Here is a 13368-nt window from a genome sequence, read left to right as displayed (position 1 = left end):
AAACATGGGAGAGGACAAAAAGCCAGCGCGAAAATTACCCACTTCCGACGGCATTGGCCCGCTTCCTGCTTAAACCCGGATAACGTGTCATTTTCTGGCCGGTTCAGACCGGAGGTAAGTCTCAATGTCGTTGCTGACATCACTGATCAAGGCGGGCACCCAGTTCCAGCAGGCGGCAACCCGTCGCAACGAAGATGCCCGGCCCGCCGCCCCCGGCAAGGCGGAGCAGCCCCGGGGGGCCGATCACAACGGAACGAATGATGACCGTTTCACCCTAACCGGGGGACAGCCCGGAACCAAGACGGGGCGGCTGTCGGTGACTGAATACCGTCAGCAGGTCGGGCAGGATATTGCCTATGTGAGGGAAACCTTGCGGCACAAGCTTGCCGAATACGGTATGCAGCCCACCACCCAGATTGCCGTGTCCCGCACATCCTCCGGAGAGGTAAGCATACAGGGGCGCATGCCTGAGCAGCCCCGCCAGCGCATCGAGCAGGACCTCAACAACAGCCGGGAATTTCGGGACACCCTCAAGCGCCTTAGCGTCAATGAACCGACCCTGGCGTTCGTGGACACCGCCCTGAAACTGAACCGGGCCTATGGCACCAGCAATACCGTTCTGGACACCCTGGTCAGCGACAATCAGCAGTTCAACGGCCTGCAGGACCTGGTGCACCGCTATGACAGTATTCGCAAGACCTTTGCCAGTAACGACGGCAGAGTATCAGAGACGACCCGGGGCTATGCCTTCCGGCTGAACGCCCGGGCCTGATCCGCGCCTCGGTCAATCGACCCGGAAAGGTTCCGGGTCTCCCTTGCCGACGCGGGTAACCTCTGGCACCGCACCGGTCATGTTGACAACCGTGGTTGGCTCCATGCCACAGAAGCCGCCATCGATGATCAGCTCCAGTTCATGCTCCAGCGCATCCCGGATCTCTTCCGGATCCGTCATCGGGTTTTCCTCCCCCGGCAGGATCAGGGTGCTACTCATGATAGGCTCACCCAGCTCACCCAGCAGCGCCTGGACGATGGCATTGTCCGGCACCCGAAGACCGATGGTACGACGCTTGGGGTGAAGCAGCCGGCGCGGCACCTCACTGGTGGCATCGAGGATGAAGGTGTAAGGGCCGGGGGTGAAGGTCTTGAGCAGCCGGTACTGGGTGTTGTCCACTTTCGCGTAGACGCCGACATCTGAAAGATCCCGGCACACCAGTGTGAAATTGTGCTTGTCATCAAGCTTGCGGATGCGCTTGATGCGATCGGCCGCCTGCTTGTCCCCCAGGTGGCAGCCAATGGCGTAACCGGAATCGGTGGGATAGACGATCACACCACCCTGGCGGAGGATGTCCACTGCCTGCTTGATGAGACGCTTTTGCGGGTTTTCCGGGTGAATCTGGAAAAACTGACTCATGATGCCTGCTCCCTTTTCGAACCACCCATACAGTTGGGTGACGCAGGTACCTGGCCACCGCTGGCCTCCCATTCCCCGGGAGTATAGAGATGCAACGCCAGGGCATGGACACCCCCTTGCATCTCGTCAGCCAGTGCCTGGTAGACGGCCTGGTGACGGCGCACCTTTGACTGGCCTTCAAACTGGTCCGAAATCAGCGTCACCTTGAAGTGTGTTTCGGAGTTCGGCGGCACGCTGTGCATATGGCTTTCGTTTTCCACGGTCAGGTGACCGCCTTCGAAACGTTCGCCCAGTTTCTGTTCAATCGACTGCTGTAATCGCATATCGGTGCCTTTCTGGTTGGAATTGCCTGTTCCTGTTGATGGAATCAACATTCTGACTTGCCATCAGTTTACACCCTGTATGCCGTCTTGACAGGGGCTTCGCCAGACGCCATCTTGCGACTCCCTGACAACCCCGGATGCCGCCACACGCCATGCGCCTCTATATCGCAGAAAAACCCAGCCTGGGCCGCGCCATCGCCGATGCCCTGCCTGGCCCGATACAGAAGGGCCCTGGCTGGCTCAGGTGCGGTGACGGCGAGCAGGCGGTCATCGTCAGCTGGTGCATTGGCCACCTGCTGGAGCCCGCCGAACCGGCCACCTACGATCCGCGCTGGAAATCCTGGCGCATGGCGGATCTTCCGGTCTTCCCGGACCAGTGGCAACTGGCTCCCAGGGACAGTGTGGCAAAGCAGCTTGGGGTGCTGGAGGGCCTGGTTCGCAAGGCTGAGCTCATCTACCACGCCGGCGATCCGGACCGGGAAGGCCAGTTACTTGTGGATGAAGTACTGCGGTACTTCAATGTTCGCTGCCCGGTCCACCGGGTGCTGATAAACGACCTGAACCGGGATGCGGTGCGCAAGGCTTTGGCGGCCCCGCGTGATAACCGGGATTTCCGGCGGCTTTCGCACTCAGCCCTGGCCCGACAGCGCGCTGACTGGCTATACGGCATCAACCTCACCCGCTACTACACCCTGAGTTACCAGCAGCAGGGCGCTGACGGCGTCTATTCAGTGGGTCGGGTGCAGACCCCGGTGCTTGGGCTGGTCGTTCACCGGGACGACACCATCGCCAACTTCGAACCAAAGCCCTGGTACCGGCTAACAATAACCGCACGCCCTTCCGGCGATGAAACCCGGGACCAGGATTTCGAGGCCCGCTGGTTACCATCGGAGAATCAGCAGGAATTCCTGGACGATGAAGACCGGTTACTTGACCGGGAGGTGGCGGAAGACATCGCCAATGCGGTAAATGGCCGCCCCGGTCGTATCACCGCGGCCCGCTTCCGGGACCGGAAGGAAACCGCACCCCTGCCCCTGTCACTCTCTGCGCTGCAAATCGAGGCGGGAAAGGCGTTCGGGATGGGCGCCAAGGCGGTACTGGACACCGCCCAGAGCCTGTACGAAAAGCACCAGCTGATCACCTACCCACGTTCCGATTCCCGCTATCTGCCGGAGGGGCACCTGGAGCAGGCCGCGGGAGTATGCCAGGCCATTGCTAAAGTGGATGACAGCCTTGCCGACGCGGCCAGCGGGGTGAACCTGGATCGCCGCTCGGCGACCTGGAACGACAGCAAGGTGGACGCCCACCACGCCATCATCCCTACACTCCGGGCCCGCCCGGCGGGACAGCTGAGCCAGCAGGAGCGCAACGTCTACAACCTGGTGGCTCGCTATTACCTGATGCAGTTCATGCCCGACGCGGTTCACCGGGAAGGGCGGCTGGACCTGGCCATCAGCGACCACCGTTTCCGCGCCACCGAAACCGCCCTGCTCGAACCCGGCTGGAAATTACTGGAACCCCGGCAACGCTCCTCGAAAACCTCCGCCGAGGCTCCGAAAAAGCCCCTGCCACGGCTTGAGCCGGGTGATGATGTAACCTGTATCGACAGCACCATTAAGGAGCGCCTGACACAGCCACCCCAGCATTTCACCGATGCAACGTTGCTGGCGGCCATGACCAACATTGCCCGCTTCGTCAGCGACCCGCAGTTGCGAAAAACCCTGCGGGAGACCGATGGACTGGGCACCGAAGCCACCCGGGCGGCCATCATCGAAACCCTCTTCCGCCGCGATTACCTGTTCCGGGAAGGTCGCCATATACGTGCCACCGAGAAAGGCCGAAGCCTGATCCATGCATTGCCCGAGGCCATCAGCGAACCGGACATGACCGCCCTGTGGGAAGCGACCCTGGAGCAGATCCGCGCTGGGGACGGTGACCCTCGCCAGTTTCTTGAGGAACTCAAGGGCCAGATCAGAGGTTTTATCCGGCAACCGGCCAGCAGCCCGGTGAAGACGTCCACCGGTACGAGGACAGAAACACTTCCACAGGCCGACTCGGATGGCATCCACTGCCCGAAGTGCCGCGCGCCCATGCGCATCCGCGAGGGCAAGTTTGGCCGCTTCCATGCCTGCACCCGTTTCCCGGATTGCAACGGTACCCGCCCGCTGGAAGACAGCGCCCCCCAGGACGGCACAAGTCAGCGCCCCTGGCCCTGCCCCGCCTGCTACGCGCCCCTCGTGCGCAGAAAAAGTCACCGCGGTTGGTTCTGGGGCTGCAGTAATTTCCCTTCCTGCCGACAAACAGTGAACGACGACAACGGCATCCCGGTGGCGGTCAGGCGTCCGCCGGCCCGGTAATGGCTCCTCACTTCCGGCAGACCGGTGTAAGAGTTACCTAAATCAAACACAATGACACTGAAGTGTGCGCAGAGATTTGACACAATATTGTGATATAAACGGTCGTTTAAGTGACACCCGCACCATGCGGCTTGGCATTCCCCAGGAGACAGACCATGCGAATAGCCCTGCTTGAAGACGAGCATGAACAGGCTCAGCATGTACAACAGATTCTGGCTGACCAGGGCCATCCCTGTGACAGTTTCCCTACTGGCCAGGCGTTTATCAGCGCAGCCCTGCACCGCAGCTATGACCTGATGATCCTGGACTGGCAGATCCCCGACATGACCGGACTGGACGTGCTGCGGGACATCCGCTCCCAGCTCAACTGGCCAGTTCCCGTGGTATTCCTGACCCAGCGGGACAGTGAGCAGGACATCGTGCAGGCCCTGGACGCCGGCGCCGATGACTACCTGGCCAAGCCCGCTCGGCCTGCAGAACTGATCGCCCGCATCAACGCCCTTGCCCGTCGCTCCAACCCCGACGCCGACAAGGAAGAGCTGCACTACGGACCGTTCATGGTCAATACCAGCCGTCGCACCATCACCTTGCACGGCGAGTTGCTCACCCTGACCGACAAGGATTTCGACCTGACCCTGTTCCTGTTCCAGAACCAGGGCCGGTTACTGACCCGTGAAATGCTCCTGGAACGGGTCTGGGGGCTGACCCGGGATATCAACACTCGCACAGTCGATACCCACATGAGCCGACTTCGCCGCAGGCTGGGACTGAACCCTGACAATGGTTTCAGGATCAAGACTATCTATCAGCGGGGCTACCGCCTTGAATCCATGGCCGAAGCCACCGCCGAAGAAGAACCCACTACCGCCTGATACAGGAAGCTGCTGTTGCATTCCGTAGCCGAAATGATTCGACGAGTTCGCGCGGCCCTGGCCATGGTGTGTGCCATGGCATTGCTGTCAGCCGCGATGCCTGCAGTGGTAAGCGCCGAGCTTGCCGTCACCAAAGGCTCTTCGGCCCGGGCCCCGGGTGTCGTCAGCGGCAGCAGTGAGTGGACCTACACGCTGAAACCCGGTGAGAGCTTTGACCGGGTGGCCCGCGAGCTGCTCCGGGCCGACGTGTCCGGCCGCCAGCTGGCCAGCTACAACGGCGCATCCTCATCCAGCCACTTCCGGCAAGGCGACCGCGTACGTATCCCTATTGCCTGGCTGCGCCAGCAGCCAGAGCCTGTGCGGGTGATCGCCGTCAGCGGCCATGCCCAGGTGCGCTCGTCCAGTGGTGGCTCGCTGCGCCGGCTTGGCGGCGGCGACATCATCCGGGCCGGCGACACCATCATTACCCGCGATGGTGTGGTTAGCGTAGAGCTGGCAGATGGCTCCAGCGTTCGCATCAACCCGTCCAGCTCCGTTGTGTTCAACCGCCTTACTCGCTATGGCCGGACCGGCATGACCGATACCCGCATGCGCCTTGAGCGAGGTGGACTCAGTAATCGGGTCAATCCCCTGATCGAGGAGGGGGCCAGGTTCGAGATTGAAACCCCTTCGGCCATTGCCGCTGTCAGGGGTACGGCATTCTCCCTGCAAACCGACCGTCAGGGTAGCCATTTGCAGGTTACCGAAGGTCGGGTGGAGTTTGGCCGGCCCGGTGCCACCCGGGAAATTCCGGCTGGCTTTGCCGCCTCTGTGAGCAGTTCCGGCCCCACCGACCTTGTGATTCGCCGACTACCACCGGCACCAAAGCTCGCTGAACTGCCCGGCACCCTCACTAGCCTGCCCGGCACCATTAGCTGGCAACCCGGCAGTGGCGACCGGTACCAGGTCGATATTGTGGACGATGAATCCGGACAATGGGTTCGCCGTGAACAGGTCCGCGGTAACCAGCTGACCCTGACCGACCTGGATAACGGTAACTATCGCCTGGAAATAGCCTCTCTCTCAGCAGGAGGCACCCAGGGCATGCCCGCCAGCGCAAACCTGCAGGTGGACCTTTCTGCACGCGCCGCTGAGCTGGTCGAACCCGCGGCAAATGCCCGGCTCGATACCGACCTGCCCCGCTTTCGGTGGCGCTACCAGGGCGACAGCGAACGGGCGCGTGTGGAAATAGCGCAGGACCCTGACTTTACCAACCTGGCGGCCAGCAGCGACTGGAGCCAGCGAGAAATCGCCACGCCTGACCGCTCCCTGGACGCCGGCGCCTATTACTGGCGTGTGGTCACTGAGGCAGGTGGTAGCTCTGTCGCCACCAGCGAAGCCCGGGCACTGACGATCAATGGAACCCTGGAGCCGGTTCGGGTACTCAGCGCCAATTACATGGATCGGCAAGTGCGCATTTTCTGGGAAACCATCGACCAGGCTTCAGGCTATCTGTTACAGCTCTCTGAAGACCCCGCGTTCGAAGACGTAATCAAGGAGGCCACCGTGGACGACACCACCGCAGCCTTGCGCCTGATTCCCGGAAGGAGGTATTTTGTCCGGCTACGGGCGGTGTCCGAAGGTCCAATGGCGGGCCGGTGGGGCCCTGGCAGAGAATTATATGTAGAATAAGGCGACTGTCTGACGGGACTTCCGGAAACTGGCAGTGCCCGAATCCACCACGCACCACAGCAGGCCCCATGAAGAGGGATTGGTTTATCACCAGACATTCAGCCTGGACGCTAGCCCTGCCCCTCATCGGCATCCTGCTGCTGCTCCAGCTGAGCACCCTGCCCCAGCGGCTCGACAACTGGCTGTATGACACGCTGGTGACCGCCTTCCCCCCCGCCAGCTCCGAAGATGTGGTCATCGTCGCCATTGACGAGAACAGCCTGTCAGAAATCGGCCCCTGGCCCTGGCCCCGGGCAGTACACGCCCGTCTGATCCGTAACCTGACAGCGGCCGGCGCGAACCGCATCGTGATGGATATCCTCTTTCCGGAACCAACAACGGATGACCCGGTGCTGGCTGACGCCATGCGCGAGCACGGTGGTGTCATTCTGCCGCTTTACCTTGCACCGGGCAGTCAATCAGACCTTTTCCGGGAGCAACTGCCCACTCCAACCCTGGCCACTGCCGCCTTTGCTCTCGGCCACGCCCATGTTGAACTGGACTCCGATGGTATCGCCCGCGGGCTGTATCTCTATAATGGCCTTGGCAACAGTCTCTGGCCAGCCATGGCATTACAGGCAGGAGCCAGTGAACCATCCCGGGGGCCCACGGCCTTCCCGGAACAACAGGCACCCCCATACGTTAACGTACGCCGTGAGTTCAGGCGGGTCCCACTGGCCGGTCGAAGCGGGGCCTATACCACCCTGTCGTACAGTGACTTGCTGGACAACCCTGCCGGCCACCCCTGGCTGGACGGCAAGACCGTATTGGTTGGCGCCACTGCCGCAGGCTTCGGCGACGTGTTGCCGACCCCATTCTCCGGACTGGCCCAGCCCATGTCCGGGGTTGAATTCCATGCCAACGCCCTGGCTGCTGCTCAGCGCGGGGAGCTCATCAGGGAGGCGCCCCGATACTGGATGGCAGGGCTGTCACTGCTGACCGTACTGATGGTGGTTCTGGTACTGCCCCGGTTGCGCCCCAGCGGCACCTTCGTGTTTTCCTGCCTGATGTTCACGGCCATTGTCACCGGGGCAGTAACAACCCTGCTTGTGCTGAACCTCTGGGTACCCATAGCCCATGCCCTGCTGGTAGTGGTCATCGCATTCCCGCTCTGGAGTGCACGCCGGCTGTCGCTGGCCAACCACTTCCTCAATCAGCAGATAGACCAACTGGAACGGGGTAACCTGCTCCACCTGCCAGCTACCTGGAGCCGCAGCCCGCGGCAGATCCTCGCCAACCTGCGGGCGCTGCTGACCCCGGACGGCTGGCTGTTAATGGAAGACAACCAAGTGCTGGAGCAACACAACCTGCGCCCTGAAGATCGTCATCCGGGCTGGCAAGGCTCGCCCGGCACCTGGCACCACGACCAGGGCGTCAGCCGGCTTACGTTGACCCGGGGAGATAACCGGTATCGCCTCGCCTTGCTGCTGCCACCCGGCCTTGCCGGCGCCGCGGCAGAACGTTATCTGGGACGACTCACCCTCCAGGCACCGGATCGGGAACCGGTAGCGGTGATCCGTGAGAACCTTTCCACACGGATTAACCGCGCACAGGAAGCGACCCAGAAACTCAATCATATACAGGGTTTTATCTGGCGCAGCTTCGAACACATGCCCGACGGCATTATTGTGACCGACCCGCTGGGCCTGATCCTGTTCGCTAACAGCCACGTTCCCCGCTGGTTCAACGAGCCCCAGCCAAGCCTGCAGAGTATGTCACTGGCAACGCTGCTTCAGGGCCACGACCCCCGCAGCCCCGGCTGGGCTGAAACCCTGGCTGACACCCTGACCCAGCAACAAAGCCGTACCGTGGATCTGCGCCTGCACGGGAGGGACTTCCTGATCCACTTTGCGCCCTTCCTGCTGCCGGACAGCAACCAGAACGGCATTATTGCCAATATCTCTGACATTTCCGAACTGCGTGAACAGCAGCGCCAGCACCGGGAGGCCATCGACTTTATCTCCCACGATGTCCGCTCCCCGCTGGTTTCCCAGCTGGCATTGATCGAACAACTGAAGCGTCGCCCCGGTGAAGTCCAGGTTGAGCAACTGGACCAGCTCCGCAAGCTGGCCCGTCGCAGTTACCATCTCGCGGAAGAATTCGTACAGCTGGCCCGGGCGGAACAGCTAACCGAAACGCGGTTCTACGACTGTGAGTTCCTGTCGATTGTCGAGAACGCCCGTGACAGTGTCAGTGAGCAGGCGCTGGAGAAGAGCATCAAGCTGGTCCTGCTGGGGAACGATGACCTGTGGCTCAGAGGCAATGCGGAGCTTCTGGAAAGGGCGGTCATCAACCTGCTGACCAATGCGGTCCAGTACTCGGAACCGGGTACTGCAGTGACCATGCAGGTATTCCGCGCCGGCCACCAGGCCTGCCTGACCGTGACCGACGAGGGGCCAGGAATCGCAGCCTCAGAACTGCCAACACTGTTCGATCGCTTCCAGCGCCAGAAAAGCAGCGAACTCGCTGGCAAGCACGGCGTCGGTCTAGGGCTGTCTTTCGTAAGCGTCGTGGTGGAAAAGCACAAGGGCGAGATTGCCGTTGAATCGAAGGAAGGCGAGGGATCGGCCTTCACGCTCAAATTACCGGTGGCCGATCATCCCGACGAAAGCCGGGATGGCAGAGGGGATTAGAGAGTCCGTGACACCGGTGCACTGGGCGCGCTGATCAGACCGTTACTGTCAACCGTTTGCACAGCGAAGTACCAGGTGCCGGATGACAGTCCGTTGACATTGTAGCCACATTCAAGCACCTCACAATCAACCACTGCCTGCTGGTCCAACTCCGACGGACTCTGCCCATACCGTACGATGTAGCCATCGATATCGGTCTGGTAGCTGAGCTGCTCGCCGTTAACCCGCTGTGCGGGTGCCAGCCAGCTAAGATACACCGCCTCGCCACCGGAGCTGTTGGCCTCCGCGACATAGGATTCGTTAGCCGTTCCGGAACTGGCGCTGGAGCCGCCGCCCCCGCACCCGGCCAGTACGATTACACTAAATAAAGCGGCAAAGGCAGCCCCTGAAAATCCCGGACTGGCTGAATGCATCTATACGGCTCCGTCTACTGCTGGTTGATTTTTCATTATTTTACAAAATGATTGCGGCTGACTTTGTGAACAAAGTCGTCGTTCAGGTCATCAATGACGGAAAAATTGTAAGATCCAGTAACGAGGGGTAACGACGAGTAAGCCAGAAACGCGAACAACCCGGTCACGGGCGCCACGAAATCCGAGAATAAGAAGCAGTAAAAATGGTGGGTGGTGCAGGGATCGAACCTGCGACCCTCGCCTTGTAAGGGCGATGCTCTCCCAGCTGAGCTAACCACCCGGGAAGGAAAAATGGCGGAGCGGACGGGACTCGAACCCGCGACCCCCGGCGTGACAGGCCGGTATTCTAACCAGCTGAACTACCGCTCCGCATCGTCAACAAAAAGACCGGTGCCTTTCTGCCAACCACTGCTGACCGGGGTGAGCCAGCAGTCCGGAAATGGTGGGTGGTGCAGGGATCGAACCTGCGACCCTCGCCTTGTAAGGGCGATGCTCTCCCAGCTGAGCTAACCACCCATCTCCGGGTCACCCGGTTGACGTTGCCGGCGTGTCGCCGTGTTCATCAACCAAGTGAGACGCGCATTTTAAGTATTTCTGAGGCGGTGTCAAATGTTTCCGGGAAATTTCCATGAATTTTTTCCACCACCTCTGAAGCCGTCTAATTTCCAACCAATTCCGTGATTTACACGAACTCCTCTATTGTGCCCTGAGCTGGTCAACCTGCTGTTGCAAACGGACGAGCCGCGACGTCAGCTGGGCCCGGGAAGCGTCCACCGATTCCAGCGTCTGTTCCGCCTCACTGAGCCGGCTGCGAGTGGCCGACAACTGCCGGCTGAGCTCAGCCACCCGACCGTCCCCGGACTCCAGGGACTGTATGCGACTTTCCAGCCCCTCAATGGTCAGGGACTGTTCCTGGCGGAACCGGGTCAATTGCTGACTCACCCGTTCATCGACGCCTTCCATGTCATTCGCCAGAGAGGCTACCCGCTGCTGAACATCACCGATGTCCTGTTCCACGGCTTCCACCGACGTCGCAAGCTCCCCCTGGCGTTGCCCGGCCTGTTCCACCGTGGCGCTGAGACTATCGAGTTCATCCGTCACCGTGACGACCGACGCCTCGGTATCGGACAAGCCGGTGGCCAGGGTTTCCAGGCGCCCGCTCAATGCTTCCTGCTGCTCCCCAAGCGCCTCGATCCGGGGCCGGTTCTTGTCATTGGCCAGAACCCAGAGTTTGCGAATTTCGTCATTGACCTCTCCCAGTGTCTGGCCAACCTCTGTCAATCGCTCCTCCATGGACGACCCCGTCTCCTCCAGGTTCTCCCCGGTCTCGGACAGGTCCCCCTCGAACCGCGCCAGCGCCAGCTTGCTTTGCCGGCTCCAGTAATCGGCCTCTTCCAATTGATTTTCCATTGCAGAAAGCTTCTGCTGCATATGCCAGCCAAACCAGCCGGCAACACCGGCACTGACCAACAACAGCAACACCAGTAACCAGGTGACCCCACGGCCGGAACCGCCGGAGCCTTCGACCTTGCGAGGCGGTGGAGGGGTGCCACCATTACGTCCACCCTTGGGGTGCTTACCCTCCCCTGGCGGAACTGTCGCCTTGCCACCCTTCCCGGTAATCGGCTCCCGGGCGCGAAGCTCATCTTCATCGGGGCGAATCGAATCCATAACGTCTCCTGGATCAGTCAACTGCACGCATGCTGGAAACATAACTATACAATGGCGTGTGATCATATCGGCTCCCGTGCACCATGACCAACCGGCCAGCAACATCGAAACCTGTCGGATCGGTTTGCATGGCGAACAGTCAGATCCTAAAATGGCGGGCTTTCCCGACGACGGGCCTGGCCCACTCCGGCAACGCACCTGGCAAGCCAGCCGGATAAAAAGCCAGCATACCCGCTGCCGACACCTTCATTGCCGGGGACACCACTATGCAACCGCTGGTAGGCATCATCATGGGCTCCAAATCGGACTGGCCCACCATGGAACATGCCGCCCAAATGCTCGACAAACTGGGCGTCAGCTATGAGACCCGGGTGGTTTCCGCCCATCGCACACCGGACCTGCTGTTTGACTACGCCAAGAGCGCGTCGGACCGTGGCCTGAAAGTGATCATCGCGGGCGCTGGCGGTGCCGCCCACCTGCCCGGTATGGTGGCGTCCCAGACATCGTTACCCGTCCTGGGCGTACCCGTACAGTCAAAGGCCCTGAACGGCCTGGACTCCCTGCTGTCCATCGTCCAGATGCCAGGAGGGGTCGCGGTAGGCACCCTGGCCATCGGCAACGCCGGCGCCACCAACGCCGGACTGCTGGCGGCACAGATCATCGGCAGCTTTGATAACCAGGTCCGTCAAGCGGTGGATGCTTTCAGGGCAACCCAGACCGAGACAGTCCTGGACAACCCGGACCCGAGACCCTGACCAGGCCAACTTCGCTACCCGAACTCCGAAGCGTTAACGTTACCAGGAGAAACCGAATGAGAATTGGCGTACTAGGCGCAGGCCAACTGGGAAGAATGCTCGCACTGGCCGGCTACCCACTGGCCAAGACCTTTACCTTCTACGACATGTCCGGCAATCCAAGCGCCGGGGTTGGTGACGTCATCATCGACAAGGAAGGCAGCAACCTGGATGAGTTCCTGGCCAGGGTGGACGTGGTCACCTACGAATTCGAACACCTGCCCGTAGCAATTGCCGAAAGGATCGCTGAGAGCAAGCCGGTACACCCGGTACCCCGCGCCCTTCAGGTTTGCCAGAACCGGGAAGCTGAAAAGACGTTGTTCGGCAACCTGGGCATACCCACCCCCCAGTGGCGTATGGCCGACAGCGCGGACGCCCTGCGCCAGGCAGCGGAAAGGCTTGGCTGTCCGGTCGTCGCCAAGTCCAATACCGAAGGCTACGACGGCAAGGGCCAGGCTGTCCTGCGTAGCCCGGAAGACGCCGAACAGGCCTGGAATGCCATCGGACACGACCGCCTGATGGTGGAAAAGTTTGTCGAGTTCACTCGGGAAGTCTCGATCATCGCCGTACGTGGCACCGACGGTGACGTCGCTTTTTACCCCATTGCGGAAAATGTCCACCATGAGGGCATCCTGCGGTACTCCATCGCACCGGCACCGAGCCTGAGCCGTGAACTGGAAGAAAAGGCCGACGGCTACATCCGCGCCTTGCTCAATGAGCTGGATTACGTCGGCGTACTGGCACTTGAGTTGTTTGAAACCGCAGATGGGCTTGTCGCCAACGAAATGGCCCCCCGTGTCCATAACTCGGGCCACTGGACCATGGAAGGCGCCATGACCAGCCAGTTCGAGAACCATATCCGCGCGGTTGCCGGCCATCCACTTGGCAATACCGCCGCACGGGGCCTCAGCTGTATGGTGAACATCATCGGCGAACACGGAGAAATCAACCGCATACTCGAGCTGCCATACGCCCACCTGCACCTCTACGCCAAGGAAGAGCGCCCGGGGCGCAAGCTTGGCCACGTCAACGTGCTGGCAGACAGTTATGAAGAGCTCAAATGGCGGGTACGCAACGTCGCCCAGTTCCTGCCCGGCAGCCCGGAACTGGACTGCTCACTGACCCGGAGTGCCGTGTAAACCCGGACCATCGTTAATCCGGGGCCGGCGCGCCCGCGTAAAGTT

11 protein-coding genes and 3 tRNA genes are annotated in these 13368 nt (G+C 61.1%); 7 read left to right on the top strand and 7 right to left on the bottom strand.

Annotated elements, in window-relative coordinates:
* Positions 1-124 precede the first annotated feature (124 nt).
* Complete coding sequence (locus LJ360_RS08225) at positions 125-772, top strand: hypothetical protein (protein ID WP_264995804.1); 648 nt, start codon at positions 125-127, stop codon at positions 770-772.
* A gap of 12 nt (positions 773-784) precedes the next feature.
* Here the strand turns inward: LJ360_RS08225 and LJ360_RS08220 are convergent, their stop codons facing one another.
* Both LJ360_RS08220 and LJ360_RS08215 read right to left on the bottom strand, forming a co-directional pair.
* Positions 785-1411, bottom strand: a complete 627-nt coding sequence (locus LJ360_RS08220) for an L-threonylcarbamoyladenylate synthase (protein ID WP_264995803.1) — start codon at positions 1409-1411, stop codon at positions 785-787.
* The gene (locus LJ360_RS08215; RefSeq protein ID WP_264995802.1) at positions 1408-1734 is read right to left on the bottom strand and encodes a BolA family protein; all 327 of its coding nucleotides are present in this window, start codon (positions 1732-1734) and stop codon (positions 1408-1410) included. Before LJ360_RS08215 ends, LJ360_RS08220 begins: the two co-directional genes overlap by 4 nt.
* A 152-nt stretch (positions 1735-1886) precedes the next feature.
* Between LJ360_RS08215 and LJ360_RS08210 the strand changes: the two genes are divergently transcribed.
* The 4 genes from LJ360_RS08210 to LJ360_RS08195 all read left to right on the top strand — a co-directional run bounded on the left by LJ360_RS08210 (position 1887) and on the right by LJ360_RS08195 (position 9306).
* Positions 1887-4091, top strand: coding sequence for a DNA topoisomerase 3 (locus LJ360_RS08210; protein WP_264995801.1), 2205 nt, complete (start codon positions 1887-1889; stop codon positions 4089-4091).
* Positions 4092-4246: 155 nt separating this feature from the next.
* Positions 4247-4963: a response regulator transcription factor gene (locus LJ360_RS08205; RefSeq protein ID WP_264995800.1), complete on the top strand. Its 717-nt coding sequence runs from the start codon at positions 4247-4249 to the stop codon at positions 4961-4963.
* 15 nt (positions 4964-4978) lie between these two features.
* On the top strand, positions 4979-6634 hold the full coding sequence (locus LJ360_RS08200; RefSeq protein WP_264995799.1) for a FecR domain-containing protein: 1656 nt from the start codon (positions 4979-4981) through the stop codon (positions 6632-6634).
* Positions 6635-6702: 68 nt separating this feature from the next.
* Positions 6703-9306: a CHASE2 domain-containing protein gene (locus tag LJ360_RS08195; RefSeq protein ID WP_264995798.1), complete on the top strand. Its 2604-nt coding sequence runs from the start codon at positions 6703-6705 to the stop codon at positions 9304-9306.
* On the opposite strand, the gene LJ360_RS08190 is transcribed toward LJ360_RS08195, so the two are convergent.
* From LJ360_RS08190 to LJ360_RS08170, 5 genes are all read right to left on the bottom strand, one after another.
* Complete coding sequence (locus tag LJ360_RS08190) at positions 9303-9719, bottom strand: fibronectin type III domain-containing protein (protein WP_245742508.1); 417 nt, start codon at positions 9717-9719, stop codon at positions 9303-9305. The genes LJ360_RS08195 and LJ360_RS08190 overlap by 4 nt on opposite strands.
* Before the next feature lie 204 nt (positions 9720-9923).
* Positions 9924-9999: transfer RNA gene (locus LJ360_RS08185), tRNA-Val, on the bottom strand.
* 12 nt (positions 10000-10011) lie between these two features.
* Positions 10012-10088: transfer RNA gene (locus LJ360_RS08180), tRNA-Asp, on the bottom strand.
* Positions 10089-10159: 71 nt separating this feature from the next.
* Positions 10160-10235, bottom strand: a tRNA-Val gene (locus LJ360_RS08175).
* 180 nt (positions 10236-10415) lie between these two features.
* A complete protein-coding gene (locus LJ360_RS08170) occupies positions 10416-11390 on the bottom strand; it encodes a hypothetical protein (RefSeq protein WP_264995797.1) in 975 nt (324 codons plus the stop codon).
* Between the two features lie 266 nt (positions 11391-11656).
* On the opposite strand from LJ360_RS08170, the gene purE reads away from it, so the two are divergent.
* Both purE and LJ360_RS08160 read left to right on the top strand, forming a co-directional pair.
* A complete protein-coding gene (purE, locus tag LJ360_RS08165; RefSeq protein WP_091849684.1) occupies positions 11657-12145 on the top strand; it encodes a 5-(carboxyamino)imidazole ribonucleotide mutase in 489 nt (162 codons plus the stop codon).
* Positions 12146-12201: 56 nt separating this feature from the next.
* A complete protein-coding gene (locus LJ360_RS08160; RefSeq protein ID WP_264995796.1) occupies positions 12202-13323 on the top strand; it encodes a 5-(carboxyamino)imidazole ribonucleotide synthase in 1122 nt (373 codons plus the stop codon).
* Positions 13324-13368 lie beyond the last annotated feature (45 nt).

The organism is Marinobacter sp. AN1, from assembly GCF_026013985.1.
GTDB lineage: Bacteria > Pseudomonadota > Gammaproteobacteria > Pseudomonadales > Oleiphilaceae > Marinobacter > Marinobacter segnicrescens.
Note: the sequence above shows the minus strand (reverse complement) of the source record. Positions and strands in the feature narration are given on the sequence as shown.

Coding starts and splice junctions, on each gene's coding strand:
- LJ360_RS08225 (WP_264995804.1), top strand. CDS start 125: ATGTCGTTGCTGACATCACTGATCAAGGCGGGCACCCAGTTCCAGCAG.
- LJ360_RS08220 (WP_264995803.1), bottom strand. CDS start 1,411: ATGAGTCAGTTTTTCCAGATTCACCCGGAAAACCCGCAAAAGCGTCTC.
- LJ360_RS08215 (WP_264995802.1), bottom strand. CDS start 1,734: ATGCGATTACAGCAGTCGATTGAACAGAAACTGGGCGAACGTTTCGAA.
- LJ360_RS08210 (WP_264995801.1), top strand. CDS start 1,887: ATGCGCCTCTATATCGCAGAAAAACCCAGCCTGGGCCGCGCCATCGCC.
- LJ360_RS08205 (WP_264995800.1), top strand. CDS start 4,247: ATGCGAATAGCCCTGCTTGAAGACGAGCATGAACAGGCTCAGCATGTA.
- LJ360_RS08195 (WP_264995798.1), top strand. CDS start 6,703: ATGAAGAGGGATTGGTTTATCACCAGACATTCAGCCTGGACGCTAGCC.
- LJ360_RS08190 (WP_245742508.1), bottom strand. CDS start 9,719: ATGCATTCAGCCAGTCCGGGATTTTCAGGGGCTGCCTTTGCCGCTTTA.
- LJ360_RS08170 (WP_264995797.1), bottom strand. CDS start 11,390: ATGGATTCGATTCGCCCCGATGAAGATGAGCTTCGCGCCCGGGAGCCG.
- purE (WP_091849684.1), top strand. CDS start 11,657: ATGCAACCGCTGGTAGGCATCATCATGGGCTCCAAATCGGACTGGCCC.
- LJ360_RS08160 (WP_264995796.1), top strand. CDS start 12,202: ATGAGAATTGGCGTACTAGGCGCAGGCCAACTGGGAAGAATGCTCGCA.